This is a genomic window from Neobacillus sp. KR4-4, assembly GCF_042136325.1.
Classification (GTDB): domain Bacteria; phylum Bacillota; class Bacilli; order Bacillales; family Cytobacillaceae; genus Neobacillus.
Genome location: NZ_JBHHJU010000037.1, coordinates 23,174 through 49,704, shown reverse-complemented (window position 1 = coordinate 49,704; position 26,531 = coordinate 23,174). Strand labels below are relative to the sequence as shown.

The following is a 26,531-nucleotide window of genomic DNA, read 5'->3' as shown; positions in this document are numbered from 1 at the left end:
CTCAAGATGAGATTTCCCATAGCGTAAGCTAGTAAGAACCCTGAAAGATGATCAGGTTGATAGGTCAGAGGTGGAAGCGTGGTAACATGTGGAGCTGACTGATACTAATCGTTCGAGGACTTAACCAATTTTAAGGTGAACTCAAGTTTACAAAAACTTCTTCTGCATTATCTAGTTTTGAGGGAATGATTCCTCAATTTAATAGTCTGGCAGCAATGGCGAGAAGGTCACACCCGTTCCCATACCGAACACGGAAGTTAAGCTTCTCAGCGCCGATGGTAGTTGGGACACGCGTCCCTGTGAGAGTAGGACGTTGCCAGGCAAGCCCTATCGGGTTATTTTTTTGTCAAAATATAATCTGGCCCCTTGGTCAAGTGGTTAAGACACCTCCCTTTCACGGAGGTAACACGGGTTCGAATCCCGTAGGGGTCACCAAAGTTTTTTCACGATAGTGAAAAATAGTATCATTAATTTGGAGGATTAGCTCAGCTGGGAGAGCATCTGCCTTACAAGCAGAGGGTCGGCGGTTCGATCCCGTCATCCTCCACCATATCTATCTTTCAAAGATTATGCCGGGGTAGCTCAATTGGTAGAGCAACTGACTTGTAATCAGTAGGTTGGGGGTTCAAGTCCTCTCGCCGGCACCATTAGTACGAGCCATTAGCTCAGTTGGTAGAGCATCTGACTTTTAATCAGAGGGTCGAAGGTTCGAGTCCTTCATGGCTCACTTTTAAAATTAATTGCGGAAGTAGTTCAGTGGTAGAACACCACCTTGCCAAGGTGGGGGTCGCGGGTTCGAATCCCGTCTTCCGCTCCAACATAAGCCGGGGTGGCGGAACTGGCAGACGCACAGGACTTAAAATCCTGCGGTAGGTGACTACCGTACCGGTTCGATTCCGGTCCTCGGCACCATTAAGTGAATTAAATTCATTTGCGCCCTTAGCTCAGCTGGATAGAGTGTTTGACTACGAATCAAAAGGTCGGGAGTTCGAATCTCTCAGGGCGCATATAACGGGAAGTAGCTCAGCTTGGTAGAGCACTTGGTTTGGGACCAAGGGGTCGCAGGTTCGAATCCTGTCTTCCCGACCATTCTTTAATTTTATAACGGGGTCTTAGCTCAGCTGGGAGAGCGCCTGCTTTGCACGCAGGAGGTCAGGGGTTCGATCCCCCTAGACTCCACTTATTCGGAGGAATACCCAAGTTTGGCTGAAGGGATCGGTCTTGAAAACCGACAGGCGGGTCATACCGCGCGGGGGTTCGAATCCCTCTTCCTCCTCCATTATCTTTATATATTGTTGTCGCGGGGTGGAGCACGTTCGAATATGCTACTTCGAATAAATCTACAGCGCAACGATTGAGCCGCTGCTTGAATAAGCTTTCTGAAATCGGGGCGGTCGTTATACTAAGAGCATGTGAAAACTTCACTTTTTTATTATCGTCGCGGGGTGGAGCAGTCCGGTAGCTCGTCGGGCTCATAACCCGAAGGTCGCAGGTTCAAATCCTGTCCCCGCAATTAAGTTATTTTCAAGCTATGCTTGAAAATACTCTGGTCCGGTAGTTCAGTTGGTTAGAATGCCTGCCTGTCACGCAGGAGGTCGCGGGTTCGAGTCCCGTCCGGACCGCCATTTTTATCTTAGTAGTAAATCTACTGTTTTTATACATATTTTTTAGGCTCAGTAGCTCAGTCGGTAGAGCAAAGGACTGAAAATCCTTGTGTCGGCGGTTCGATTCCGTCCTGAGCCATTTTTCATTTATATGGAGGGGTAGCGAAGTGGCTAAACGCGGCGGACTGTAAATCCGCTCCCTCAGGGTTCGGCGGTTCGAATCCGTCCCCCTCCACCATTATGGCGGTTGTGGCGAAGTGGTTAACGCATCGGATTGTGGTTCCGACATTCGTGGGTTCGATTCCCATCAGCCGCCCCATTTGATCTAGTGTTTGGGCAGCATAGCCAAGTGGTAAGGCCGAGGTCTGCAAAACCTCTATCCCCGGTTCAAATCCGGGTGTTGCCTCCAAATTTTTATATGCGGGTGTAGTTTAGTGGTAAAACCTCAGCCTTCCAAGCTGATGTTGTGAGTTCGATTCTCATCACCCGCTCCAAATTGGGCCTATAGCTCAGCTGGTTAGAGCGCACGCCTGATAAGCGTGAGGTCGATGGTTCGAGTCCATTTAGGCCCACTATATATTATTCCGCAGTAGCTCAGTGGTAGAGCTATCGGCTGTTAACCGATCGGTCGTAGGTTCGAGTCCTACCTGCGGAGCCATTTTTTTTTAACTAATCAACTTTCATTTAATAACAACCACCTTTAAAAAGTAACCATTTTTTGAAGGTGGTTTTTTTATGCCTTTCTCTGTTATAACTGAATGTTGATTTTACTGTGTTTGAACAATAAGCGGAAAAATTCCGTTTAAATTGCGAAATACCCATATTTTTTCGATAATAAGGGAAGTTTTTCCGTCTAAATGATTCAAATCGTTGGATTTTGCCTTATTTAGAGCAGTTAAGCGGAATTTCTCCGCTTATATTGGCTTCATAAGCCTCCTCTATATACAATAAGCGGAATTTCTCCGCTTATATCAGCTTCGTAAGCTTCCTCTAAATACATTAGGTCGGAATTTCTTTCTCATACCTACACGAAACTCACTAATAAGTTCATATAAAAAAAGCCAGCATATTAGCTGACTTTTTCATGCAAAATTAGATTAACTTCAAACCACTTACAAAGATTAATACAGCAACTACGGTTCGCAGCGGTCTCGTTGGTACCTTTGCCGAAATGCTGCTGCCAATCAGTACTCCCGGAATCGAGCCCATAAGTAAATTCCCCACAAGCATATAGTTAACATTTCCATAACCGATATGAAGCATCCCTGCTACTGTAACCAAAAGAAACGCGTGAGTAATATCCGTACCAACCATCTCTGATGTTTTCATTCGATAAAGATAAATCATTGCCACAGCGAATAAAGAACCTGATCCTAAAGAAGTGAGTCCCACGATAAAGCCAAAAAGGCAGCCAATTAAAATGGTTAGTGTTTTCTTTTCACTCAAAGGCTTCATTTGCCAACGATTGGGTCTTAATTTTTTCTCTACAAACGTTCTGATAATGATAGCTAGTGAGACAAATATCAATATATAACCGAGGGAATGCCTAATAATCTGTTCTTGATTGTGGTAATACGCTTCAAAATAGTGAAGGGAGCCAATCGCAATGACTGCACTAGGGATACTTCCCATCGCTAAATACTTCACCATCTGAACATTCACTGTTTTTTGCCGCCAGTGTTGAACAAGTCCGAATAGCTTTGTGATTGAATTATAAACAAGGTCTGTACCGACAGCAATGGAAGGATTGACCCCAATTAAAATTAAGACCGGGGTTAACAATGCTGCTCCGCCGACTCCAGTCAACCCTACCAAAAAACCAACAAGTAAACCCATCAACGTAATCCCTATACTCATATCCGCACGCCCAATCAATTCCTAGTATTTATATAGGATTATATACATTTATGCGCGTCTTGTAAATAACTAACTGATTATTAGATTCTGATAATTATAACAATAGATTAGTAGATCACAGAATTGGTGATTGAATACAAGCATAAAAAAACTATGCTGTTCATTCAGCATAGTTTTAATAGTTATGATATGTAACGACTTCTTATGAAAATCCTCCGCCCATTATTAGCGCAACCCCTAATATAATGACTAAGAGTAAGGCGATATATCCGATTATACTAATAATCGTAATAATCCAACCGATTACCTTTCGATCTGTTTTAATTAAGTAAATCCCTAGGGCAATCGCACCAAAAATGAAACCGAGAATTCCCCAAAGGACGGGACTTTTACCATGCTTACGAGAATCGATAACTAAATAAATGGTGATTACTATATTTAAAAGCAATCCAAATGAACCTTCCAAAATACACTCCCCTTACGTTCAAAATTATATTCTAAAAATAAATTATACCAGAAAATTTTAACTAAATTGGAGACTTTTATTAAAAGAATGATCTTAGGGATTTTGTGTCATATTTCAACATTAGTAGAGCAGCTACACCGATTAATTTATGCTTCCTTGTTTTTAATATGCTGCTTATTCCTGGAAGTTGTTATTCTTCATAAAAATGGTTATTCAGCAATGACGGAATTTTGTAGAATAGAGGGATATTTCCTGCGGAATTTTTAAGCGAGGTTCGACAGACTTCACGTAGGTTTAGTTAGAGGAATTCGCTATTTTCAAGACCCTTGCCTGCTTCAATCAAACGATTGATTAGTTGAGAAATTTGGGGATGCTGGTGGAGGTTTGTCATGAATAAGAGCTGGACAAATGTAAGGACAAACCCAAAAGGCTTGTCCTTGGTAATAAGACCGAAACTAGGTAAAATTTTAAAAACAGGTAGGTAATGAACGAGCTCACTAATCCCTCACTATCTTTTTCAATTTTCCCCGAGCCCCGCTACGCCAACTTTTCACGGCTGAGGGGGAGACCTTTTCTAGTTCGGCGATTTCTCTGATTGATAGTTGATCACGGACGGTGTACAGCAGCCATTTCTGTTGGTTCGGAGTCAGTGTTTCACAGTAGGATAGCAGGATTTCTTTCTCTAATGGATCATCAGAAAAGGAATCTTCTACTAGGTCCCAAAATTGCTCATCCGGGTGTACATTTCGTTCATGATCTTGGTGTGCTTTTTTTAACTCCATGAGGAGGCAGCCTTTGATGTAGGTGTAGGCATAATTGGTGAAGCTCCCTTTGTTAGGATCGAAGCGTTGGCTTGCTTCCCAAAGGCCAATGAGACTGTGCTGATAGAATTCATCATGGTTTTTGTAAAGATGGAGCGAGTTTATGATCTTGTGGAGCATGGGCTGGTACTGGTCGACTAATTGTTCAAAGCTTTCCAAGGGAGAGTCCTTTCAGAAAGCGCGCTTTTCTTGTATTCCCGGGTACTTCTACCATAACGGGAATGCTTAATTGAATCGAACGGTGAAAATTCACTTTTGAATCGTTTTTTTGTCTATTTGAGGTAAAAAATGAAGGCAAATATGATTTTTGAAGGGGATTTTTGCTTTTTCAGCTGAATTTGGGGTGAATTACAAAAGGTTCTATTTGCCTTTTGAAAAACCTCTGCTAGGGATTTTTTGCAGGTAAGATGCAAAAAAAGAAGGTTAGTGCCAAGAAATTTGGCATATTTTCTCAAAAAAGGTGAGTAAAATAGCGTTTTTAATTTTGGCACAGAAATTGCAAATTTATAAGTTGAAAATAGTGAAAAGCACGTTCGTACATTTTTTAGGGAATGAAAGGAGAAATTCTATGCAGGCAGCAAAAAAATTCTTATTTTTCTAGAAGGAGTTTGAAGTCCAAGCGAGAATTAATTTTATGTGTGATTATCGTAAGCGCTTACTAGTAAAATTGTGGTAACAAATTACTATTTCAGAAAATTATGAATTTTCTCATTGACATTATTTTTTCTGACCCATATACTCGTGTTAGAAAAAGAAAATGATCAGTTAGTTTTTAAAAGGAGGTTTAGGAGCATGCAAACACTGGAAACAGTCATTGTTACAGGATATGCAAAAGCTCCACAGGGAACTTCCATGTATGAAATGTATAAGCATGCGGGAATTGTACTCGAAGTGGAGCTGAAAGATCATAAAATTATCGGCGCCGAATTCACCTTCGTAACAGAACTAACGAAAAATTATTTTCAAAAACTGTTGATAGGTTACTGTCTTCAAGATGGTGTTGAGCAGCTGATTGAACGAATTCAAAGCTTTTATTTTGCTCCATCCCAGCAAGCGATCATTGTGGCTCTACAAGCTGCAGTTCAACGTTACTGGGATAACGTGAAGCAAATGAATAGATAACGTTTGGTTATAATAAAGTGGGAGGATGACCTTCTCCCATGGTCTTATTAAAACCGAGCAAACATGGACTCTTTGTAAGGAATGTTCGTTTGAACGACATTCTTTATGCAGATCTATGTTTTGCTCGGTTTTTTATGTTTCCAAAGGGTTATAAACCACTAAGTGTCTATGGAGAGGAAGGGAAAAAGGATGAGCAAGCTGATTACATGCGAGGATGCTGTAAAAAAGGTTAAAAGCGGCTCACGAATTATGGTAGGGGGATTTGGACTTGTGGGAAGTCCGCTTAGTTTAATAGCCGCTTTGGCTCAGTCGGAAGTGAAAGATTTAGAGATTATTAGTAATAATCTTGGTGAACCAGGTAGAGGTCTTGGAGTGCTAGTACGGCAAAAACAAGTAAAAAAAGCGATAGGTTCATATTTTACATCGAACCCAGAGGTGGTTAAATCCTATCAGGAAAAGGAAATGGACGTGGAGCTTCTTCCTCAAGGAACGATGTCTGAAGCTATTCGAGCGGGTGGTGCAGGACTAGGCGGGTTTTATACGCCGGTCAGCGTCGGAACAAAAATCGCCGAAAACAAAGAGGAGCGTATCCTTAACGGTAAAAAATATGTGTTCCAAGAGCCTCTTAAAGCCCACTTTGCTTTCATTAAAGCGAAAAAAGCGGATCAATTAGGAAATCTCATCTACAACCAATCGGCAAGAAACTTCAATCCGATGATGGCAACAGCTGCAGATGTGGTTATTGCAGAGGTAGACGAGATTGTGGAGGTTGGCCAAATTTCTCCTGAGGAAATTGTAACCCCTCATTTATACGTTGATTTTATCGTAGTGAAGGGAGGGAACTAGCTTGAACGTGAAACAATACATTGCTGCAAGAGCGGCGAAGGAATTGAAGGATGGCGATATCGTCAATTTGGGCATAGGGATTCCAACGCTGGTGGCTGATTATATTCCATCCGATGTTAACGTTTTTTTACACTCAGAAAACGGCATCCTTGGCGTTGGCCCTACCCCTGATCCAGAGCATATTGACCAAAATCTTGTCAATGCAGGGAAACTGCCTGTCACCGTTTTGGAAGGGTCATCCTTTTTTGATAGTGCTTCCTCTTTTGCGATGATTCGCGGAGGGCATGTAAGTGTTTCGATTCTTGGTGTGCTGCAAATCGATGCAAATGGGCGGATCGCCAACTGGGCCGTGCCAGGAAAAAGTGTTCTTGGTGTAGGCGGGGCAATGGATTTATTGGAAGGCTCCAAAAAGGTAATCGTCACAACGATGCATACGTCTAACCAGGGAGAGTCAAAAATCGTCAAGGAATTAACCTATCCGATTACATCAGAACGAATCGTGGATTTAATTATTACCGATTTAGCGGTTTTCGCTGTAAAGGACGATGGACTTCATCTTTTAGAGCTGTCACCTGGAGTTTCCCTTGAAGAAGTTCAACAGAAAACGGACGCACCTTTTCAACTTGCTGAATCTTTCAATAAAGGCAAAGAGGTGACCGCGTAGTGGTTGTCATCGTAAATGCATATCGGACGGCTATCGGAAGCTTCGGTGGATCACTGGCAGATACGCTTCCAGAAGAGCTTGTCTCTCTCATCATGAAAAATAATCTTTCTGCTTCCGGTTATGGTGCCAATATTGTCGATGAAGTCATTGTCGGCCAAACAAAGCAGAGTGCGCATGCGCCGAATATTGCTAGAGTTGCAGCATTACAGGCCCATTTCCCCGAATCGATTCCTGCATATACCGTACATCGTCAGTGTGGTTCCGGTATGCAGGCCGTCATTAACGGAGCGATGTCGATTATGACAGGTCAGGCGGACGTCGTTTTAGCAGGAGGCGTCGAAAGCATGTCACAAGCGCCTCATTATATGGTCGGCACTCGATTTGGCCAAAAGATAGGAGATCTAACGCTGTATGATTCAAATACGGAGAGTCAGCCAAAATCCCAGCCAGAGGAGATATATGGCCGTTTCACAATGGGGCAAACAGCCGAATGGCTGGCTGAAAAATATAAGATTAGCCGCCGTGAACAAGATGAATTTGCCTTTAAGAGTCAGCAGAAAACGAAACGTGCCATTGAAATGGGCCATTTTGAAGAAGAAATCATTCCTGTTCCGGTAAAGGAAGGAAAAAAGGGAATCAGACATTTTGCGATCGATGAGTACCCAAGATTGACGGACATTGAAAAGTTAGGAACCTTGCGTCCTGTGTTTCAAAAGGACGGTACGGTTACAGCCGGAAACTCCTCCGGCAGAAATGATGGGGCCTCGATGCTGCTGTTGATGTCAGAAGAAAAAGCCAAACAACTTGGAGTGGTCCCATTGGCAAGGATTCGTTCCTTTGCTGCAGCCGGTGTATCACCAAAAGAAATGGGAATCGGTCCGGTTCCAGCATCGCAAATGGCGTTGAAAAAAGCCGGTCTTCGTTTGGAAGATATCGATTTAATTGAATTAAATGAAGCCTTCGCTGCTCAAAGTCTTGCTTGTTTAAAAGAATGGGGCATCAAAGGAGACAACGTAAATGTCAACGGAGGGGCGATTGCCTTAGGCCATCCACTGGGGTCCTCCGGTGCAAGAATCGTTACTACATTATGTCATGAGCTTGAAAAACAAAAACGGCAATATGGCCTTGCGACGATTTGTGTGGCGGGGGGATTAGGATTGGCAATGGTGGTGGAAAGATGGAGGGAATAAAAAAAGACTACGTGTTTCATCGGGATTTAAAAAAGGAGTATCCGATTATTACCCACGGTGAAGGGGTCTATCTCATCGATGAGAACGGGAAAAAATATTTGGATGCTTGCTCGGGTGCGGTGGCCGCTAACTTAGGCCATGGGATTCCTTCTATCGGCGAGGCCATGGCGGAACAAGCAAAAAAAGCAGCTTTCGTCCATACCATGCGCTTCGAGACAAAAGCATTGCATGAATTAGCTGAAACCATCGGAAAAATGGCTCCCGATGATTTAAATAAAGTGTATTTTACCACCGGTGGCTCTGAAGCCAATGAAAGTGCTCTGAAGCTGGCGCGGCAATACCATCGGGATGCCGGCAGACCCCAAAAACATATGGTAATTGGGCGATGGCAATCGTATCACGGGAACACCATTGGTTCTTTATCCGCAGGAGGAGACGTTAAGAGAAGACATGCATATACTCCTAATCTTTTAAACTATGCCCATGTCTATTCTCCGTACTGCCACCGATGTCCATACGATCGTCAAAAAGAGGATTGTCTCTCCAAACAAAACTGGACATGTGTGACGGATATTGAAAGAACCATTTTAGAGCTTGGTCCTGAGAACGTGTCGGCATTGATCGCCGAACCGATTGTCGGAAGCCAGCAAGGTGCTGTTCCGCCGCCGCCGGGCTATTTTGAGAAAGTTCGTGAGCTGTGTGATCGTTACGAAATCGTCTTAATTATCGATGAAGTGATGACTGGATTCGGCCGTACGGGTACCAACTTCGCGACAGAACAAATTGGCATCACGCCTGATATCATCACATTTGGAAAAGGGGTATCAGCGGGATATGCTCCACTTGCTGGAATGATCGTGCATGATCGATTAGTCGACGGTCTCATACAAAACAGCGACGGGAAATTCATTCACGGTTACACCTATAGCGGGCATCCAGTAGCGGTTGCAGCGGGTCTTGCAGCATTGGACGTATATGAGCGAGAGATGGTGCTGGAAAACGTCAAAGAACAAAGTTACTACCTCGTCAAACGTCTTTTGGAACTGAAGGAAAAACATACTTATATATCTGATGTTCGCGGCAGAGGGCTTTTAATCGGTATGGAGCTTGTGAAGGATCGTGGCCAGGATCTGCTGTTCGATCCATCTGAAAAAGCTGCGGAAAGATTGAATGGAATTGCCATGGAACTCGGTGCGGTTTTTTATCCCGGTTCCGGTGCCATTGACGGTACAAAGGGGGAGCACCTCATCATCAGCCCTCCCTTAAATGTTACAAGAACAGAAATTGACGAGATTGTAAGAATTTTAGATGAATCATTCACGCTATTTAAAGGTCAATTAAGAAAGGATGAGATGTATGAAATTACAAAATAAAACAGAAGAGATTCAAAAAAAGGCACAGAAACATTTATCACCGGTTATGACCAGGGTAACGGAGCTTGTCATTGAAAAAGCACATGGCGCCAAATTTTGGACGACAGACGGAGAGGAGTATATCGATTTCGTTTCAGGAGTGGCTGTTAACGCAGTCGGTCATACGAACGGAAAAATGGTGGAAGCCATTAAAAAGCAAGCGGAGGCCTTGATTCATCTTGGGTTGAACTATGGTTATTATGAAACGGCAGCGAATTTGGCGGAAAAGCTTGCTCAGATCACACCAGGAAACCTAGACACGGTCTTTTTCTCCAATTCGGGAGCTGAAGCGATTGACGGTGCTCTTAAACTAGCAAAAGCGGCCACAGGCAGACCCGCGATCATTGCTTTTGAAGGTTCGTTTCATGGCCGTACCTTAGGGGCAACTGCCATTACGGCATCAAGCTCTAAATACCGCCGTTATTATGAACCGATTTTAGGCGAGGTGTACCACGTTCCCTATCCGTATCCGAGCCAGCTGAAAAACATTAGAGAAGAAGAAGCGGAAGAATACTGCTTGAATCAGCTTCAAAAATTATTCGATTTACGCGTCGATCCTTCCCGTGTAGCGGCTATCATCATTGAACCGGTCATGGGTGAAGGCGGCTATTATCCGGCACCGCCAAGCTTTTTGAGGGAGTTAAGAAAGATGACAGAGAAACACGGCATTTTGCTTATCTTTGATGAAGTACAAACAGGATTTGGCCGTACAGGAAAAATGTTCGCAGCAGAGCACGCCAATGTGACGCCTGATATTTTAGTATTGGCAAAAGCCCTTTCCGGCGGCATGCCTCTTGGTGCGATTGTCGCAAGTCGTGAGCTTCATGAAAAATGGCCGACGGCTGGACATGGTTCGACATTTGGAGGAAATCCAATCTCCTGTGCGGCGGCATTGGCAAACATTGAGGTTATTGAGGAAGAGAAGTTGGTAGAACGCAGTGCTAACCTTGGTGCCGAGATTGTCGGCCGACTTCATAATTCGGTTGGACATTTACCGGGCATTATTGAAGTCCGAGGAGTCGGCATGATGATCGGTATTGAATTCGATTCCGAATCTGCTGCTTCCTTTGTACCGAAAATTAAATCAAAAGCACTGGAAAATGGCTTGCTCATTATGAACTGTGGTGTAAGCGGGCAAACGATCCGATTAATGCTGCCTCTTAATGTTCAAGAAGATGTGCTTGATAGAGGATTAGCGATTTTAGAAGATGTGATCACCGAAACCATTTCAGGAAACTAATTTTCGTTTCTTCGGAATACCACCAAAAAGGAGGTTAAGTATATGTCTAGTCAAATCAAAACAGATATCCTTCAGGGGGATCTTTATATCAACGGAAAATGGGTAAGTGCTCCCGATCAGTCCTACTTTGAAAGCATCAATCCAGCAACGGGGGAACTTGTCGGCATATGTGCGGCCGCCACAACGGAGCAAGTGGAAGAGGCTGTCACAAAAGCGAATGAAGCATATGCGCAATGGAAGAACACCCCCATTCCAGAACGAGCGGCTTATTTAACGAAAGCAGCCGAATTGTTTGAAATTCGCAAACAGGAACTTGCTCGTGTAATGACGATGGAGATGGGCAAAGTGCTGCCTGAGTCTTTAGGCGAAGCGGGAGTGGTCATCGCTACTGCTCAATATATGGCAGGCGAGGGACGACGCCTCTTTGGAGAAACGGTCCCTGCCGGCTTCCCAGACCGGAATGTAAGAATGGTTCGTGAGCCTCTTGGAGTCGCGGCATGCATTACCCCCTGGAATTTCCCGGTGGCACTTGCTTCCTACAAAATCTTTTCAGCTCTGATTGCTGGGAATACCATCGTCTGGAAGCCTGCTTCAGAGGTTGCGCTATCGGCAAAGATTTTTGTGGAAGTGTTAGCTGAAGCGGGATTCCCAGCAGGGGTTGTGAACTTAATTACCGGTTCAGGAAGAACCGTCGGTCAAACACTCGCTGAGCATTCGGATGTGAAAATCATTTCGTTTACGGGCTCAACAGAAGTCGGACAAAAGCTGGCTGAAATGAGTAGTAAAACGTTGAAACGTATCTCGTTGGAATTGGGCGGAAAAAATGCCGTGATCGTCTTGAAGGATGCGGACTTGGACAAGGCGGCAGACGGAATCGTCAAATCAGCGTTTACAACAACTGGTCAACGCTGTACAGCGGCAAGCCGAGTCATCGTCGAGCGTTCAGTAAAGGAACGGCTCGTACAAAAAGTAGTAGATTTAACAAAGTCTATGAAAATAGGAAATGGACTTGAAGAAGGGAACCAAGTAGGCCCTCTGGTCAATGATGATCAGCTTCTTACCGTCGAAAAATATGTAAAAACAGCGATTGAAGAAGGTGGAAAGATTGTGTCAGGCGGGCAGCGTGTCAATGAATTGGGCGGCTATTACTATGAACCGACCATCATTGAGAATGTAAAACCGAATGATACCATTGCACAGGAAGAAATATTTGGTCCGGTTCTTGCCATCATTGAAGTAGATTCATATGAGGAGGCCATGGAGGTAAATAACGGAACGATTTATGGGCTATCGACTTCCATTTATACAGAGAGCCTTCATTATGCGAACCGTGCGGCTAAGGAAGCAGTCAGCGGACTTGTCTATATTAATAACGGAACGTCTAATGCCGAGATGGGTGTGGCGTTTGGGGGGATGAAGATGTCCGGAAACGGTCATCGTGAAGTTTCCCATCATGCATTTGATGTCATGACTGAGTGGAAGTCCATTTATACGAACTATTAATGAACAGACCATATCGATTAAAGGCGGGAGAACATGAGAAAACATCGTATTGGTATTGCTTTCTTTTACCATGAATCCCACAGTTTCAGCCCGATGAAAACTGAAATCGAACAGTTTCGAAATGAAGGCTACTTTATCGGGGATGAAATTTATGATGCCTATACAGGAACGAAAACAGAAGTGGGTGGGTTTCTGGATGTATTGAAACAGGAGGAGGACGTAGAAATCGTACCGCTGCTTTGTGCGGCAGCTGTCCCATCAGGCGTAGTATCAACGGAGGCGTACTCCATTATCGAAAGCCAAATGCTGGAGTCCATCCAGCAGGAGGGAAGGTTGGACGGATTATTGCTTGCCCTGCATGGAGCGATGGTCGTCGAGCACCTCCATGATCCGGAAGAGCATTTACTCGGAAAAATTCGCGGGCTTATCGGACCGAATGTTCCGATCGCAACAACCCTGGACATGCACGCCAATTTAAGTGGAAAAATGATTGATTACACACCGCTACATTTTGGATTTAAAACCTATCCGCATATTGATATGTACGAGCAGGGCATTCATGCGGCCAACGCTTTGTTAAAACAATTAAAGGAAGGTGTGACGTACTACGCTTCTTTTGAAAAGCTGCCGATGATGCCTCCCTCTATCAATATGAGAACGGCAGAAGGGCCGATGCACAAAATGATCGAGTGGGCGAAACAAGCCGAAGAGGAAGCTGGTATTCATCATGTGTCCGTATTTGGCGGTTTTCCTTACTCGGATATTCCCATGGCCGGTGCAAGTGTCCTTGTTGTTTCACTCGATCCGCAAAAAGGAAAAGAGACTGCCCAAAAGATGGCTTCCTTGTTCTGGAGTGTAAGAGAAGAATTTATTATGGATTTGCCCGGTGTAAAAGAAGGGCTCGCTTTGGCGATGTCAGTGGAAGATGACAAACCAGTCGTGCTGGCGGATATCTCGGATAATCCTTTAAGCTGCGGGAGCGGGGATACAACTGAGCTTCTTCGGGAGATGGTGAAGATGAACATTCACGACACGCTGTTTGGAGGACTTTACGATCCAGAATCCATTGAGGCCTGCCGCAGAATGGGAGCCGGAAATAAGGTCATGCTGTCCCTTGGAGGGAAAGTATCGCCTGAATTTGGGGAGCCCGTAAAGGTCGAAGCAACGGTCGTGGCCCTTTCGGATGGTGTATTTCACAATTCTGGACCATTCAATCAGCATTTAAGAGTTGATTTAAAAGGGGCGGCACACATTCGTGTTGGCAAGATGGATATCCTCCTGATTGGAAGGCCGATGTCAGCGAATGATCCGGAAATGTTTCGTCACATTGGTATTGAGCCAGCCACGAAGAGAATTCTTGGGCTAAAGGCTAAAAATCACTTCCGGGCAGCGTTTGAGCCGATCGTTGGCCGCATCATTTACGTGGATGCACCTGGAGTGGCATCCAATCGTTTAACCACTTTTACGTATCGTAATATTCCTAAGCCAATTTGGCCGCTCGATGATATCCAATATGAAGGAGAACGGAGGGGGACAGAAAAATGGACACATTAAACAAAACTTATTATGTCGAAGTACCAGCTTCATTGAATCCAGAACAGCTAAATATAATGATGGAGCTTGAGCGAGACGCATTTCCGGGATTAGGAGCCGTAGATGAACAAGCCCTTGTTCCGCTCACACGCTACGGGAAACTCATTCAATACCGGCAGCCAAACGATCCAAGGCCGATTGCGATCTGTGAAGTGATGAGAGCTTACCAAGATATTCATAAAGCCTACATTTTTGGGTTCTATGTCCGCTCCGACCAGCAAGGAAAAGGAATCGGAAAATTATTCTTGCAGGATATTTATCCGATTTTAAAACAAGATGGATTTCAAAAAGTATGCCTAACGGTCAACGTTGAGAATAAATCAGCTGTTAAGCTATACGAAAAAATGGGCTTTGCAATAAAAGAGACAAGATTCGATGAATTTGGAGAAGGCGAAAATCGCTATTATATGGAATACGCCATTTCTTAATAAACAGGAATTCATTAAAGGTAAAAAAAATTAACCAAATTAGGGGGAGTTTATTCATGAGAAACACTTTATTCAAACCGAAAAGACATTGGAAAGAAATCGAGCTTTGGAAAGATGTAACAGATGAGCAATGGAACGATTGGGTTTGGCAGCTGACAAATACTATCAAAAATTTAGAAGACTTAAAGAAAGTAGTGAACTTAACACCTGAAGAAGAGGAAGGGGTTTTAATTTCTACCAAAACAATCCCATTAAACATCACGCCATATTATGCATCGCTTATGGATCCCGATGATCCAAGATGTCCGGTTCGTATGCAGTCTGTTCCAATTTCTGCGGAATTGCATAAGACAAGATATGACTTAGAAGATCCTCTTCACGAAGATGAAGATTCACCAGTTCCTGGGCTAACTCATCGTTATCCGGATCGTGTCTTGTTCTTAGTAACAAACCAGTGCTCCATGTACTGCCGTTACTGTACAAGAAGACGCTTCTCCGGACAAATCGGAATGGGCGTACCAAAGAAACAGTTAGACACAGCGATTAATTATATTGCATCGAATCCACAAATTCGAGATGTGCTAATTTCCGGAGGTGACGGGCTGCTTATTAATGACAATATTTTAGAATATATTTTAAAAAATTTACGGGAGATTCCGCATGTAGAAATTATTCGGATTGGTACAAGAGCACCTGTCGTATTCCCGCAGCGGATTACTGAAAATCTTTGTAATATCTTGAAAAAGTATCACCCAGTTTGGTTGAATACACATTTCAATACATCGATTGAAATTACAGAAGAATCGAAGCGTGCATGTGAAATGCTTGCAAATGTGGGTGTCCCTGTTGGTAACCAGGCGGTTATTCTTGCCGGCATTAACGACAGTGTACCGATCATGAAACAGCTTATGCATGACCTTGTTAAAATTCGCGTTCGTCCATATTACATTTACCAATGTGATTTATCAGAAGGGATTGGCCATTTCCGTGCACCAATCAGCAAAGGGTTGGAAATTATGGAAGGACTTCGCGGCCATACATCGGGTTATGCCGTTCCGACATTTATTGTGGATGCTCCGGGTGGAGGCGGTAAAATTCCATTGCAGCCAAACTATATCATTTCTCAAAGTGCTAATAAGGTCGTATTACGTAACTTTGAAGGTGTCATTACCTCTTATCCAGAACCAACAAATTATCAGTCGGGCAGTGCAGAGGATTACTACAAAAAGGTATATCCTGAAGTGTTTGAAAAATTTGAAAGTAATGGTGTTTTATCGATTATTGATGATACGAAATTTAACCTTACACCTGAAGGATTAAAACGGTTAGATCGCCGCAAAACGTATAAAGAAAATACTGAGCATAGTTCATTAAAAGATAAACGTGACAAACGTGACGAGTTAAAAGAGAAAAAATTCCAATCACAAATGAAGAAATATGAAACAGTGGGAGCAAAGGAGGAATAATTTTGATTTGTCAATGGTGCGAATCTGACACAGCACGTGAAACAAGCAACACCGTGTATTGGGAACTTCCAGATGGAACAAATGCAATCGAAATTCAGGACACACCATCCATTCATTGCTTGGAATGCGGTATGACCTATCAAACCGATCAGACGGTGAAAGAAATAGAAGATCATCTATTTTTAATTGATTGCTCAAAGCTTGCAAAAAGTATGACGTATGAAACACTTATGGCCGCTCCGCGCTTATTAAAGCGAAACTACTTTGATTTTTCGAAATAATTGGCAATTCGTCTCCCGTTTAACAATCGTAAGCGGGAGATGAATTTTATCAGATGCTTATAAGTTCAAAAATGAAGGAGGACAAGAATGGGAGCAATCAAAAGCTATACTAATGACCAAAATAATCAGAAATATCAGAATAGCGAAGAGGGTAAAGGGCATATTCAACGCAAACTAAAGGCACGTCACATGACGATGATTGCTATTGGGGGGTCCATCGGGACTGGGTTATTTTTAGCGACTGGGGCGTCCATTCAAACAGCTGGACCTGGTGGAGCGCTAATCGCATATGGAGCGATTGGCATTATGGTCTACTTTTTGATGACAAGTCTCGGAGAAATGGCTACTTTAATGCCGATTTCAGGATCGTTTTCAACCTATGGCAGCCGTTTTGTCGATCCAGCCTTTGGTTTTGCACTTGGTTGGAATTATTGGTTTAACTGGGCGGTTACACTCGCAGTTGAAATTGCTGCCTCAGCTATTATTATGAAGTTCTGGTTGCCGGATGTACCGAGCATCGTGTGGAGTGCATTGTTTTTAGGACTGATTTTTTTATTGAATGCCTTGTCGGTTAAAAGTTACGGAGAATCCGAGTATTGGTTTTCCTTAATAAAAGTAGTGACCGTCATTGTTTTCATTGGAGTCGGTTTGCTCACCATTTTCGGTATTCTGGGTGGACAGTTTATCGGGTTTAAAAACTTTACTCTAGGAGATGCTCCGGTTCATGGCGGCCTTATGTCCGTTTTAAGTATTTTTTTCATTGCAGGTTTTTCCTTTCAAGGAACGGAACTCGTGGGGATCGCTGCAGGAGAAAGTGAAGAACCCGAGAAAAACGTACCAAAGGCGATTCGACAAGTATTTTGGCGGATTCTCCTATTCTATGTAGTTGCTATTGCTGTCATTGGCCTTATCATTCCTTATACAAGTCCAAATCTGTTAGGCAGGGATGTCGACAACATCGCTGTCAGCCCTTTTACCCTTGTATTTAACAAAGTGGGCATTGCCTTTGCGGCATCTGTGATGAATGCGGTTATTCTGACATCGGTCTTATCGGCCGGAAGTTCCGGATTATATGCATCGACACGGATGCTATGGTCGATGGCAAAGGACGGACAGGCACCTAAGTTCTTACAAAATATAAATAATCGCGGGATTCCGATGAATGCCCTTGTCATGACGACTATTATTGGAGGTTTGGCCTTTTTAACATCCATATTTGGAGATCAAGTGTATACATGGTTATTAAATGCGTCAGGCTTAACTGGATTTATTGCCTGGCTTGGAATTGCCGTCAGCCACTATCGTTTTAGAAAAGCCTATACGGCCCAGGGCAGGGACTTGAACGATTTGAAATTTAAAGCGAAATGGTTCCCGTTCGGTCCAATTCTCGCTTTTGCAATGTGTGTAATTATCATTTTCGGCCAAAATTATCAAGCGTTTTTATCTAGTGAGATTGATTGGTATGGAATGGCCGTGTCTTATATTGGTTTACCGATCTTTTTGGCATTATGGATCGGGTATAAACTCGTTCATAAAACGAAGGTCGTTCCACTAAAGGAATGTTCTTTTGAAGAGATGTCCTCTAAATAGAGGTACCGCGATCCATTTCAGATGGTATAATTTTTATAGGTAAAGCTAGATTACAGAACCAAAAAAATCTTGCATGGACAATGTAAGGTTTTTTTGTGATTTACGGCTATATTCCGATTTTATCGGCCACCTTCTCCATTCTGCCAACCCTAAATTTTCCTCACTTGCCAGTACGTTTTGTTTGACGAAAACATTTAATTTGTATATTATCAATTCAAGATATAAATATTAAAGATATCGCAAAAGGAGATTTTAATAAATGAACATATTAGTCGTAAAAGCAAACAACCGTCCAGCTTCTGAAGCTGTTTCTAGTAAAATGTATGAAACTTTCATGGAAAACTTAGAAGGCGTGAATGTTACAACGTACGATGTATTTGCCGAGGATATGCCTTACTTTGGTCAAGAGTTATTCAATGCGTTCGGTAAATTACAATCTGGTGAAGAGTTAACGGACGTTGAGCAACGTATTGTAACTGCGAAACAAAAAGCAATGGATGCTCTTTCTGCAGCAGATGTTGTTGTATTTGCATTCCCGCTATGGAACTTAACCATCCCAGCAAAATTGCATACATTTATCGATTATGTAGCTGGAGCAGGTTTCACTTTCAAATACACTGAAGCTGGTGTAGTCGGCTTGATGTCTGACAAAAAGGCTGTTATCCTAACTGCACGCGGTGGTATTTACTCAACACCTGAAGCAGCTCCAATGGAAATGGCAGCGACGTATATTAAAAATATGGTTGGCGGCCTATTCGGAATGGAAATCATTGACGAAGTTATCATTGAAGGACATAATGCAGCCCCAGATCAAGCGGAGACAATTATTGCAGAAGGTCTAGCAAAAGTAGCTGAGGTAGCGAAGAACTTATCAGCGGTAAAAGCGTAAGTCGAATTTAAAGATTATGATTGGTGTTAAGAAAATCTAATTTCGCTTAAGAAAATGGATTAACATAACTCTACTAACAAAAAGGCTCACAACTCGTGAAGCCTTTTTGTTATGCTTAAAGTTCATTTTATGATTACTTAAGATGAATATGGGATAAGGTTTACTGTAACGGTTTGTATCATTTTTATTTGTCATGTAAGAATCTTAATATAATTAGCAAGAATGTTACCCATTCTTTAAATGTAATCCCAAACCTCTATGTTAAGATGATGCAAAGCCACTTTTTCAGAAAGTATTTTTTGGGATATTAAATATAAGTGGCAAAACATTACCCATTCTTATATGGAATGGTTGAATGGATAAAAGGAGGTTTTTTTTTTGAAACGAAAATTTCAAGCCATGTTACTTGTCATAACGATTCTTTTCTCTGTTCCATCTGTCAGCTTTGCAGACACAGCTGAAGGAGATGTGATTGTTACATTAGGAGAAGACCTAACCAAACAGCAAAAAAATGAAATGTTAGCAGAGTTAGCGGCACCGGAAAACGCACAAATTATTACTGTATCCAATAAAGAAGAGCATGATTATTTAGGGGAGTCTATACCTAAGGCGCAAATTGGTTCCATTGCTATTTCATCAGCGAGCATCACAACTGGTGCCAAAGATTCGGGGTTAGAGGTTCAATCGAACAATATTACATGGGTTACGGATGAAATGTATAGAAATGCCCTGACTACTGCGGGTGTAAAGGATGCAACCATACAGATTGCCGCTCCATTTTCTGTTACAGGTACAGCGGCTTTGACGGGAATTATGAAAGCTTATGAAACGACAACTAATGAAGAAATTCCTGAAGAAATCAAAAAAGTGGCGAATGAAGAAATGGTGAAAACTGCACAGTTAGGTGATTCTATTGGAGCGGACAATGCTGCTGCCCTCATGGGAAAAGTTAAGGATGAAATCGCCAAGAATGAACCGAAAACAGAAACTGACTTGCGCACATTAATTGAACAAGTTGCCAAGGAGCAGGGGATTACTTTAACAGATGCAGAGTTAGATATGTTAGTAGACTTCTTCACCAAACTAAAGGCTATGGATATTGACTGGAACCAAGTAAAAGAACAAATAAGTGCTACGACAGAAAAAATGTCGGCATTTTTGCAATCTGAAGAGAGTCAGTCATTTTTACAAAAGCTGCAAGATTTCTTAAATCGCTTAATGGATGAGATTGACGTCCTTTTTGCCTAATGAAAAAAGGTTGATATTGCAAACTATCAAAATAAAACTTTTTGATTATTAGGAGAAGGTCACGAAAGGAGAAGGATCATGAAGAAGATTATATTTCCTCTTATTGCAGGAATCATGGCTATTACTTTAACTGCTTGTGGTTCAAATGATAAAGGTGCACAATCCAATAATAGTAAGGAGCAAACTAAAACTGCTCAAACCGAGCAACAAGATCAAGAGAAACAGATGAAAGAAATGCAGAAGAAGCTAGATAAGCAAAAAATAGACGAGAAGAAAACCGTTGCTATTATCAATGATGAAAAGGTATTAGGTAGTGAATATAATATGGTGTTGTCATCTCTACAAATGCAAATGCAACAACTAGGACAAGATCCTACTTCTGAAGAAGCAGCCAAACAAGTGAAAGAACAAACTATCGATAGCTTAGTGGGGCAAACGTTGATTCTTCAAGAAGCAGATAAAAAAGGGTACCAAGCATCAGATGACGAAGTTGAAAAACAATTAGCCAAAATGAAAGAATCGTATAAAAGTGATAACAAATTTGAAGATGCTATGAAACTAGCTGGCTTGGATATGACAACCTTAAAAGCCAAGACTGCTGAGAATATTGAATACATGAGGTACATGGAGAAAGAAATACCAGTAGAACAAGTAACTGATGAAGAAATTCAAGCCTATTATGATCAATCTGCCAAGCAAGGAGATGCCGGGGGTCAGAAACTTCCAAAGCTTGAAGAAGTAAAACCGCAAATTAAGCAGCAACTTGAACAACAACAGCAACAAAAACAGCTCACTAAACTAGTAGAAGAGCTTAAGAAAAATGCTAAAGTTGACATTAAAATTTAATGATTTCAATGAGTAACCCCATAGCTAAAGCTAAGGGGTTTTACTTTGCCTTTTGATAAATTCGGTGTATGTTACCACCCAATACAGGTGTTATTTATATGCTGTAAGAGAATGCGAACGGGAACATTAGTTCGAAAAAATGCAACTAAAGTAACTGTTTTAATAGATTCTGAATTGTTAAACTATTGGTAACCCCCAAGAATATACAGAAAATAATTCTGTCAGGAGGGATACGAATGGAGAGAGAATTACAATTAATTCCGTATCAAGTGAATGAAAAGGTCGAAGTGGTGTCTGAGGTGCCAAAAGGGATAGAACTGATTGCGGCTCCAAAAGTCTGGGAGAAGTCGAGAGGTAAGGGAATCACGGTTGCGATCTTGGACACAGGCTGCGATGTCACTCATCCTGATTTAAGGGAGCGAATTATCGGCGGACGGAATTTCACGGAAGATGATCATGGAAATCCTGATGTATACACTGACTATAATGGCCATGGAACCCATGTGGCTGGCACCATTGCTGCCGTCCAAAACGGTACAGGAGTCATTGGTGTTGCACCTGAAGCAAGTTTACTGATTGTAAAGGTACTTGATAAAAATGGGTCGGGGCAATATGACTGGATCATCAATGGAATTAACTATGCTGTTGAGCAAAAGGCGGATATCATTTCGATGAGCCTCGGCGGTTCTGTGGATGTACCTGAGTTGCATCAAGCGATTCAAAACGCGGTCGCTAAGCAAATTCTAGTCGTGTGTGCGGCTGGAAATGAGGGAGATGGACAAGAATCTTCTGATGAATTTGCCTATCCTGGCAGCTACAATGAAGTCATCAGCGTCGGAGCCATTAATCTGCAACGCCGTTCTTCAGATTTTTCAAATTCAAATAATGAAGTCGACTTAGTAGGTCCCGGTGAAGAAATCTTATCTACGTATATAAACGGAACTTATGCAATCTTGAGTGGCACTTCGATGGCCACACCGCATATATCCGGGGCACTTGCCCTAATAAAAGATTTGGTCAACAAAAAATTTGAGCGAAATCTAACCGAGTCTGAGCTGTATGCCCAATTAATCAAAAGGACGGTTCCTCTAGGAAACTCTCCAAAACTCGAAGGAAACGGTTTGCTATATTTAACAGCGGAGGACTACCTGTCGGATGTGTTCACCCAAAAGTTATCTGCTCAAGCGTTGAAAATATAATGGAAAAAGACCATTGATTAACACGAACACTGCTAACAAAAAGGCTTCGCTCCCCGCGAAGCCTTTTTGTCTTGCTAGGTATTAAGCAAATCCTCGCAATACTCCCGGATTAGCTTCGAAGCTTTCGTCTGGCTGATATCGAGTTCTTTCGCGACTTTCCTGGACGATTTGTGCGTTTGGTAAGCTCTTCTGATTAAAAACCGCTTTGTTTCATCGACAGCTTTATCGAGTGACGTAGGGAGTGCGAGCTGGGTGACTTGTTCAACGTTGTCGGTGATCATATCCGGCAAGTCGGACACTTGGATAATGGAGTCGCTAATCACGACTAACCGTTCAATCAAATTTTCGAGCTGGCGTACATTTCCCGGCCATGAATAATGGATTAATAGATTTAAACATTCTTCCGAAATGACTTTGTTGTCATGGTATTTTTTATTGAATTGGTGCAAAAAGTTATATGTAAGCGGAATGATATCCTCTTTGCGCTCCCGGAGCGGCGGCAGGTAGATATCGATCACATTCAGCCGGTAAAATAAATCCTCCCGGAATCGTTTGTCATTGACCATGTCAATTAAGTCCCGGTTTGTTGCGGCAATGATGCGGATATCGACTTTCTTTATTTCACTGCTTCCTATTGGAAGGAACTGTTTATCCTGGATCACTTGTAACAGCTTTGCCTGCAAAGCGAGCGGCATTTCCCCAATCTCATCAAGAAACACCGTGCCGCCGTCCGCGGCTTCGATCAATCCAGGTTTTCCTGCTTTGTTTGCTCCAGTAAATGCCCCTTTGGAATAACCGAAAAGCTCTGATTCGAGCAGCTCTTCCGGAATGGCCGCACAGTTGATCGTCAGGAACGGACTGCTTTCTCTCTTACTAATGCGGTGGATATACTGCGCGAGTACGCCTTTTCCGGTTCCTGATTCTCCTTGAATTAAAACTGTCGAATCGGTTGGCGCTACTTTTTCACAAAAAGCGAGGATTTGGTTGATTTTCCTGCTGTTTGTAATGATATGGCCCGTTTCTTCTTTCGTTTGAGTCGGTTTTGACTCATTGCTCATCCCACTCGTTTTTCCCATTTCATATGTCTGCAATTCGGTTGATGTGATGACGACGAGTTCGATTTCCCCCTCGTCATTTAAGATGGGAATCGCCGATGTCATCAACTCAGCCCCGATATATGTCTGCTGCCTCATGTAGCAAGGCTTTTTTCTTTTATACACTTCCGGCACAATGGATGGTTTCCAGTAGCCTTTTTCAAATAATTCGACATTGTATTTGCCGATGACATCACTCGGCTTCAGCCCATAATGGCGCTCACAGACCTGGTTCACATAAAGAATCCGCTTTTCGCCGTCGAGGACGAAAATTTCATCTTTGGAATGATCGAGAATTTTTAAAAGAGTTTGCAGCGTCATCTCAATATTGCCTGTTGCATCAGGACTTTTCATAGAATGATCCTCTCTTTTCTAAAGGTGATGAGTTAATTTTGACAAAAACGCTTCCATATTGAGTTAATTATAACTCAATATGAAAGTGTTTTTTATAAAAATCAAAATTTTTTGTGTGTTTACACTGTTTTGAAAAGTTGGCACGCTAATTGCATATATAAAATTGTCAGATAGCAAGGTAAGTATGTTGTTAATGTTATTAATTGTTTACTATTTTAAGCATTCAATGAGAGGCTTTGCCAGCAAGTACTCACTAATCAATTATTTATGAAGGAGAATGAATTATGGCTTATAACGCAGTAGGAAATGCAACAAATCGAACATTTGAAAGAACATTGACTTATGACAAATACACAGATCCGAAAGTACTTGAAAAAGAAATGGATCTTGTTTTCTCTAAATCTTGGCAGCTTGTGGGGCATGTTAGTCAGTTAGAAAAAGTAGGTGCTTTCTTTACCACTGAAGTAGCGAATGAACCAATTATCGTGACTCGTGGGCAGGATGAAGTCATCCGTGCTTTTTATAACGTCTGCCCGCACCGTGCAACAAAGCTTGAAAAAAATGAGTCAGGTAAGAAGAAAATTTTACAATGCGCCTACCATGGCTGGACCTTTAAATTAGATGGGCAATTAAACAAAGCACCTAACTTTAAAGGGGAAGATGCAGCTTGTGTACAAGACGCTTGTCTACGTTCAGTCCGCATGGAAATCTTGGAATCATTAATCTTTGTCAACTTGGACGATAACGCGAAGCCGCTAAGCGAATCTTACGGTGATTTCTTTGATCGTTTGAGCAAATATCCGTTTTTAAGTGAGTTAAAACGAACAAACCAAACCTCACGGGTGATTAAAGCGAACTGGAAAGCGTTTATTGATAATTATTTAGAGTGTGACCACTGCCATGTTGCACATCCAAGCTTCGTTGCAGCCCTTGACATGGATGATTATCAAATCATTACCTGTGAAAATTATTCACTACAAGGATCGATTGTTAAACCGGATAAAAATTATGGAACAGTCGATTTAAATCAGGCGGAAATGAAAGGCGGATCATTCTTCTGGCTATGGCCAAACCTAATGTTGACCATTTATCCGGGTCCTGGCAATATGGCAACGATTCAATTGGTGCCGATTGATCATGAAACAACATTGATTCTTTATACTTATTATTTCCGCGATGAGAATTTGACTCAAGAAGAAAAAGACTTAGTTGCTTTTGCGGAACAAGTTCGCCTGGAGGATGTGGAACTTGTCGAATTAGAACAAATTGGTTTCCGTTCTCGTGCATTTAACAAAGGAAGATATTCGTCTTCAGAAAAAGCAATTGTACAATTTCATGAAATGGTATTGGAGGCCCTCAATGAGTAATTTAGCGAATGACGTCAAAGCGAAGAAGAAGTATCTGATGATCAATGGAGAAAAAGTAGAAACAGCGAAATATGCTCCATTATATTCACCGTATTCCGGAGAAGAAATCGCTCAAATTGCGATGGCGGATAAACATCTGACAGTACAAGCCATTGCGGCTGCCTACGAGGCACGCGAAAGTATGGCGAAAATGCCGGCGTATCAGCGGGCGGAGATTTTAGAAAATGTGGTGGCGCTTTTAAAAGAGAAAGCGGACGAGGCGGCTGAAATTATTTCTCGTGAATCAGCGAAACCCATCATGTTCGCGAAAGCGGAAGTGGCAAGAACGATTGAAACGTATAAGTTTGCAGCCGAAGAGGCAAAAAGAATTCACGGAGAAACGATTCCCTTTGACGCAGCCGCCGGCGGCGTCGGCCGAATTGGTTACACATTAAGAGAGCCAATTGGGGTTATTGGTGCGATCACCCCATTCAACTTCCCGATGAACCTTGTTGCTCATAAAGTCGGGCCTGCAATCGCAGCTGGCAATACGATCGTTTTGAAGCCAGCATCCCAGACACCTCTGTCTGCCCTCTTTATTGCGGAAATTTTTGAAGAAGCCGGACTTCCAGCGGGTTCTTTGAATGTTGTAACTGGTCCTGGCGGCACGGTTGGGGACGCGATTGTCGAAGACGACCGTGTTAGCATGGTGACATTCACAGGCAGTCCGAGCGTCGGCATCGGGATTCGGAACAAGGCAGGCTTGAAAAAGACGACGCTTGAACTTGGTTCAAATGCCGCCTTAATTATTGATAAGGATATTGACATTGATTCGATTATTGACCGCTGCGTCATGGGTGCTTTCTCTAACCAAGGGCAAGTTTGTATTTCCTTGCAGCGTGTGTATGCACATGAAGATGTATATGAAGAATTTGTTGCGAAGTTCACTGAAGCAGCGAAGAAGTTGAAAATCGGTGACCCGCTTGATCAGGATACGTATATTTCAGCGTTAATCTCTAAAGGGGAATCAGAACGTGTGCTGGGCTGGATCGAAGAAACGAAAGGCAGCGATGCGAGGATAGCAGCGGGCGGCAAACTGCAGGATGGCGTTCTTGAGCCAACCATTATTACCGATGCGGACCATTCCTTAAAAATCTCTTGTCAGGAAGCCTTTGCTCCAGTTGTCGTTGTTAACAAAGTGCGTTCAGTTGAAGAGGCGATTGAGCAAGTGAATGATTCTCGCTTTGGTTTACAGGCTGGAATTTATACAAACAATGTGAAAAATGCGTTGTTCGCTTCAAAAGAATTGCATGTGGGCGGCGTCATTATTAATGACGTGCCGACCTATCGTGTTGACCAAATGCCATACGGCGGTGTAAAAGAAAGTGGGACAGGCCGTGAAGGAATAAAATACGCTGTGGAAGAAATGACTGAACTGAAATTGGTCGTTTGGAACCAGGGCTAAAAAACGA

General features: G+C 42.6%; 22 protein-coding genes, 19 tRNA genes and 2 rRNA genes. 39 read left to right on the top strand and 4 right to left on the bottom strand.

Annotated elements, in window-relative coordinates:
- The 21 genes from ACE198_RS25450 to ACE198_RS25350 form a co-directional block, all read left to right on the top strand.
- Positions 1-128: ribosomal RNA gene (locus ACE198_RS25450) — 23S ribosomal RNA — on the top strand; the annotation flags it as partial.
- Between the two features lie 77 nt (positions 129-205).
- Positions 206-322, top strand: a 5S ribosomal RNA gene (gene rrf, locus ACE198_RS25445).
- A gap of 38 nt (positions 323-360) precedes the next feature.
- Positions 361-435, top strand: a tRNA-Glu gene (locus tag ACE198_RS25440).
- A gap of 39 nt (positions 436-474) precedes the next feature.
- Positions 475-550, top strand: a tRNA-Val gene (locus ACE198_RS25435).
- A 21-nt stretch (positions 551-571) separates the two neighbouring features.
- Positions 572-647: transfer RNA gene (locus ACE198_RS25430), tRNA-Thr, on the top strand.
- Between the two features lie 7 nt (positions 648-654).
- Positions 655-727 (top strand) — tRNA-Lys (locus ACE198_RS25425).
- Positions 728-742: 15 nt separating this feature from the next.
- A tRNA-Gly gene (locus ACE198_RS25420) sits at positions 743-817 on the top strand.
- A 6-nt stretch (positions 818-823) separates the two neighbouring features.
- A tRNA-Leu gene (locus ACE198_RS25415) sits at positions 824-912 on the top strand.
- Between the two features lie 21 nt (positions 913-933).
- Positions 934-1,007 (top strand) — tRNA-Arg (locus tag ACE198_RS25410).
- Positions 1,008-1,012: 5 nt separating this feature from the next.
- Positions 1,013-1,089: transfer RNA gene (locus ACE198_RS25405), tRNA-Pro, on the top strand.
- Between the two features lie 17 nt (positions 1,090-1,106).
- A tRNA-Ala gene (locus tag ACE198_RS25400) sits at positions 1,107-1,179 on the top strand.
- 7 nt (positions 1,180-1,186) lie between these two features.
- Positions 1,187-1,279: transfer RNA gene (locus ACE198_RS25395), tRNA-Ser, on the top strand.
- A 160-nt stretch (positions 1,280-1,439) separates the two neighbouring features.
- Positions 1,440-1,513: transfer RNA gene (locus ACE198_RS25390), tRNA-Met, on the top strand.
- Between the two features lie 35 nt (positions 1,514-1,548).
- Positions 1,549-1,625: transfer RNA gene (locus tag ACE198_RS25385), tRNA-Asp, on the top strand.
- A 45-nt stretch (positions 1,626-1,670) separates the two neighbouring features.
- Positions 1,671-1,743 (top strand) — tRNA-Phe (locus tag ACE198_RS25380).
- Positions 1,744-1,757: 14 nt separating this feature from the next.
- A tRNA-Tyr gene (locus tag ACE198_RS25375) sits at positions 1,758-1,842 on the top strand.
- 5 nt (positions 1,843-1,847) lie between these two features.
- Positions 1,848-1,923: transfer RNA gene (locus tag ACE198_RS25370), tRNA-His, on the top strand.
- A 16-nt stretch (positions 1,924-1,939) separates the two neighbouring features.
- Positions 1,940-2,013, top strand: a tRNA-Cys gene (locus ACE198_RS25365).
- An 11-nt stretch (positions 2,014-2,024) separates the two neighbouring features.
- A tRNA-Gly gene (locus tag ACE198_RS25360) sits at positions 2,025-2,098 on the top strand.
- Between the two features lie 4 nt (positions 2,099-2,102).
- Positions 2,103-2,176, top strand: a tRNA-Ile gene (locus ACE198_RS25355).
- Positions 2,177-2,187: 11 nt separating this feature from the next.
- A tRNA-Asn gene (locus ACE198_RS25350) sits at positions 2,188-2,262 on the top strand.
- 434 nt (positions 2,263-2,696) lie between these two features.
- Here ACE198_RS25350 and ACE198_RS25345 read toward each other — a convergent pair.
- The 3 genes from ACE198_RS25345 to ACE198_RS25335 form a co-directional block, all read right to left on the bottom strand.
- Complete coding sequence (locus ACE198_RS25345) at positions 2,697-3,461, bottom strand: sulfite exporter TauE/SafE family protein (RefSeq protein WP_098573337.1); 765 nt, start codon at positions 3,459-3,461, stop codon at positions 2,697-2,699.
- A 202-nt stretch (positions 3,462-3,663) separates the two neighbouring features.
- The gene (locus ACE198_RS25340; RefSeq protein WP_375377483.1) at positions 3,664-3,927 is read right to left on the bottom strand and encodes a hypothetical protein; all 264 of its coding nucleotides are present in this window, start codon (positions 3,925-3,927) and stop codon (positions 3,664-3,666) included.
- Between the two features lie 497 nt (positions 3,928-4,424).
- Positions 4,425-4,907, bottom strand: coding sequence for a sigma-70 family RNA polymerase sigma factor (locus tag ACE198_RS25335; protein ID WP_375377482.1), 483 nt, complete (start codon positions 4,905-4,907; stop codon positions 4,425-4,427).
- 633 nt (positions 4,908-5,540) lie between these two features.
- Between ACE198_RS25335 and ACE198_RS25330 the strand changes: the two genes are divergently transcribed.
- The 16 genes from ACE198_RS25330 (at position 5,541) to ACE198_RS25255 (ending at position 22,265) form a co-directional block, all read left to right on the top strand.
- Positions 5,541-5,870, top strand: coding sequence for a DUF3870 domain-containing protein (locus tag ACE198_RS25330; protein ID WP_251462200.1), 330 nt, complete (start codon positions 5,541-5,543; stop codon positions 5,868-5,870).
- A gap of 189 nt (positions 5,871-6,059) precedes the next feature.
- Positions 6,060-6,716: a CoA transferase subunit A gene (locus ACE198_RS25325; RefSeq protein WP_098573349.1), complete on the top strand. Its 657-nt coding sequence runs from the start codon at positions 6,060-6,062 to the stop codon at positions 6,714-6,716.
- Position 6,717: 1 nt separating this feature from the next.
- Entirely contained in the window at positions 6,718-7,380 is a 663-nt protein-coding gene (locus ACE198_RS25320) for a 3-oxoacid CoA-transferase subunit B (protein WP_098573352.1), read from the top strand.
- Positions 7,380-8,570 (top strand): thiolase family protein, encoded by a 1,191-nt coding sequence (locus ACE198_RS25315; protein WP_375377481.1) that lies wholly within the window; start codon positions 7,380-7,382, stop codon positions 8,568-8,570. Before ACE198_RS25320 ends, ACE198_RS25315 begins: the two co-directional genes overlap by 1 nt.
- A gap of 11 nt (positions 8,571-8,581) precedes the next feature.
- Positions 8,582-9,943 carry an aminotransferase family protein gene (locus ACE198_RS25310; protein WP_375377480.1) on the top strand — a complete coding sequence of 454 codons (1,362 nt, stop codon included), beginning with the start codon at positions 8,582-8,584 and terminating at the stop codon, positions 9,941-9,943.
- Positions 9,927-11,222, top strand: a complete 1,296-nt coding sequence (locus tag ACE198_RS25305; RefSeq protein WP_375377479.1) for an aspartate aminotransferase family protein — start codon at positions 9,927-9,929, stop codon at positions 11,220-11,222. Before ACE198_RS25310 ends, ACE198_RS25305 begins: the two co-directional genes overlap by 17 nt.
- Positions 11,223-11,264: 42 nt before the next feature.
- The gene (locus ACE198_RS25300; protein WP_375377478.1) at positions 11,265-12,725 is read left to right on the top strand and encodes an aldehyde dehydrogenase family protein; all 1,461 of its coding nucleotides are present in this window, start codon (positions 11,265-11,267) and stop codon (positions 12,723-12,725) included.
- A gap of 33 nt (positions 12,726-12,758) precedes the next feature.
- Positions 12,759-14,279 carry a M81 family metallopeptidase gene (locus ACE198_RS25295; RefSeq protein WP_375377477.1) on the top strand — a complete coding sequence of 507 codons (1,521 nt, stop codon included), beginning with the start codon at positions 12,759-12,761 and terminating at the stop codon, positions 14,277-14,279.
- Positions 14,267-14,746: a GNAT family N-acetyltransferase gene (locus ACE198_RS25290; RefSeq protein WP_375377476.1), complete on the top strand. Its 480-nt coding sequence runs from the start codon at positions 14,267-14,269 to the stop codon at positions 14,744-14,746. The genes ACE198_RS25295 and ACE198_RS25290 overlap by 13 nt, the downstream gene beginning before the upstream one ends.
- Positions 14,747-14,802: 56 nt before the next feature.
- Complete coding sequence (gene kamA / locus ACE198_RS25285) at positions 14,803-16,212, top strand: lysine 2,3-aminomutase (protein WP_375377475.1); 1,410 nt, start codon at positions 14,803-14,805, stop codon at positions 16,210-16,212.
- A 2-nt stretch (positions 16,213-16,214) separates the two neighbouring features.
- On the top strand, positions 16,215-16,493 hold the full coding sequence (locus ACE198_RS25280; RefSeq protein WP_026564316.1) for a YokU family protein: 279 nt from the start codon (positions 16,215-16,217) through the stop codon (positions 16,491-16,493).
- 87 nt (positions 16,494-16,580) lie between these two features.
- The gene (locus tag ACE198_RS25275; protein WP_375377474.1) at positions 16,581-18,083 is read left to right on the top strand and encodes an amino acid permease; all 1,503 of its coding nucleotides are present in this window, start codon (positions 16,581-16,583) and stop codon (positions 18,081-18,083) included.
- A 259-nt stretch (positions 18,084-18,342) separates the two neighbouring features.
- Complete coding sequence (locus ACE198_RS25270; RefSeq protein WP_375377473.1) at positions 18,343-18,972, top strand: FMN-dependent NADH-azoreductase; 630 nt, start codon at positions 18,343-18,345, stop codon at positions 18,970-18,972.
- 378 nt (positions 18,973-19,350) lie between these two features.
- Complete coding sequence (locus ACE198_RS25265) at positions 19,351-20,220, top strand: DUF1002 domain-containing protein (RefSeq protein ID WP_375377472.1); 870 nt, start codon at positions 19,351-19,353, stop codon at positions 20,218-20,220.
- Between the two features lie 78 nt (positions 20,221-20,298).
- Positions 20,299-21,066: a SurA N-terminal domain-containing protein gene (locus tag ACE198_RS25260; RefSeq protein ID WP_375377471.1), complete on the top strand. Its 768-nt coding sequence runs from the start codon at positions 20,299-20,301 to the stop codon at positions 21,064-21,066.
- Positions 21,067-21,302: 236 nt separating this feature from the next.
- The gene (locus tag ACE198_RS25255; RefSeq protein WP_375377470.1) at positions 21,303-22,265 is read left to right on the top strand and encodes a S8 family peptidase; all 963 of its coding nucleotides are present in this window, start codon (positions 21,303-21,305) and stop codon (positions 22,263-22,265) included.
- 74 nt (positions 22,266-22,339) lie between these two features.
- Here ACE198_RS25255 and ACE198_RS25250 read toward each other — a convergent pair whose 3' ends face one another.
- Complete coding sequence (locus tag ACE198_RS25250; RefSeq protein WP_375377469.1) at positions 22,340-23,713, bottom strand: sigma-54 interaction domain-containing protein; 1,374 nt, start codon at positions 23,711-23,713, stop codon at positions 22,340-22,342.
- 284 nt (positions 23,714-23,997) lie between these two features.
- Here ACE198_RS25250 and ACE198_RS25245 point away from each other — a divergent pair, with 284 nt between their 5' ends.
- Complete coding sequence (locus ACE198_RS25245) at positions 23,998-25,080, top strand: aromatic ring-hydroxylating oxygenase subunit alpha (RefSeq protein WP_375377468.1); 1,083 nt, start codon at positions 23,998-24,000, stop codon at positions 25,078-25,080.
- A complete protein-coding gene (locus ACE198_RS25240; protein WP_375377467.1) occupies positions 25,073-26,524 on the top strand; it encodes an aldehyde dehydrogenase family protein in 1,452 nt (483 codons plus the stop codon). Before ACE198_RS25245 ends, ACE198_RS25240 begins: the two co-directional genes overlap by 8 nt.
- Positions 26,525-26,531 lie beyond the last annotated feature (7 nt).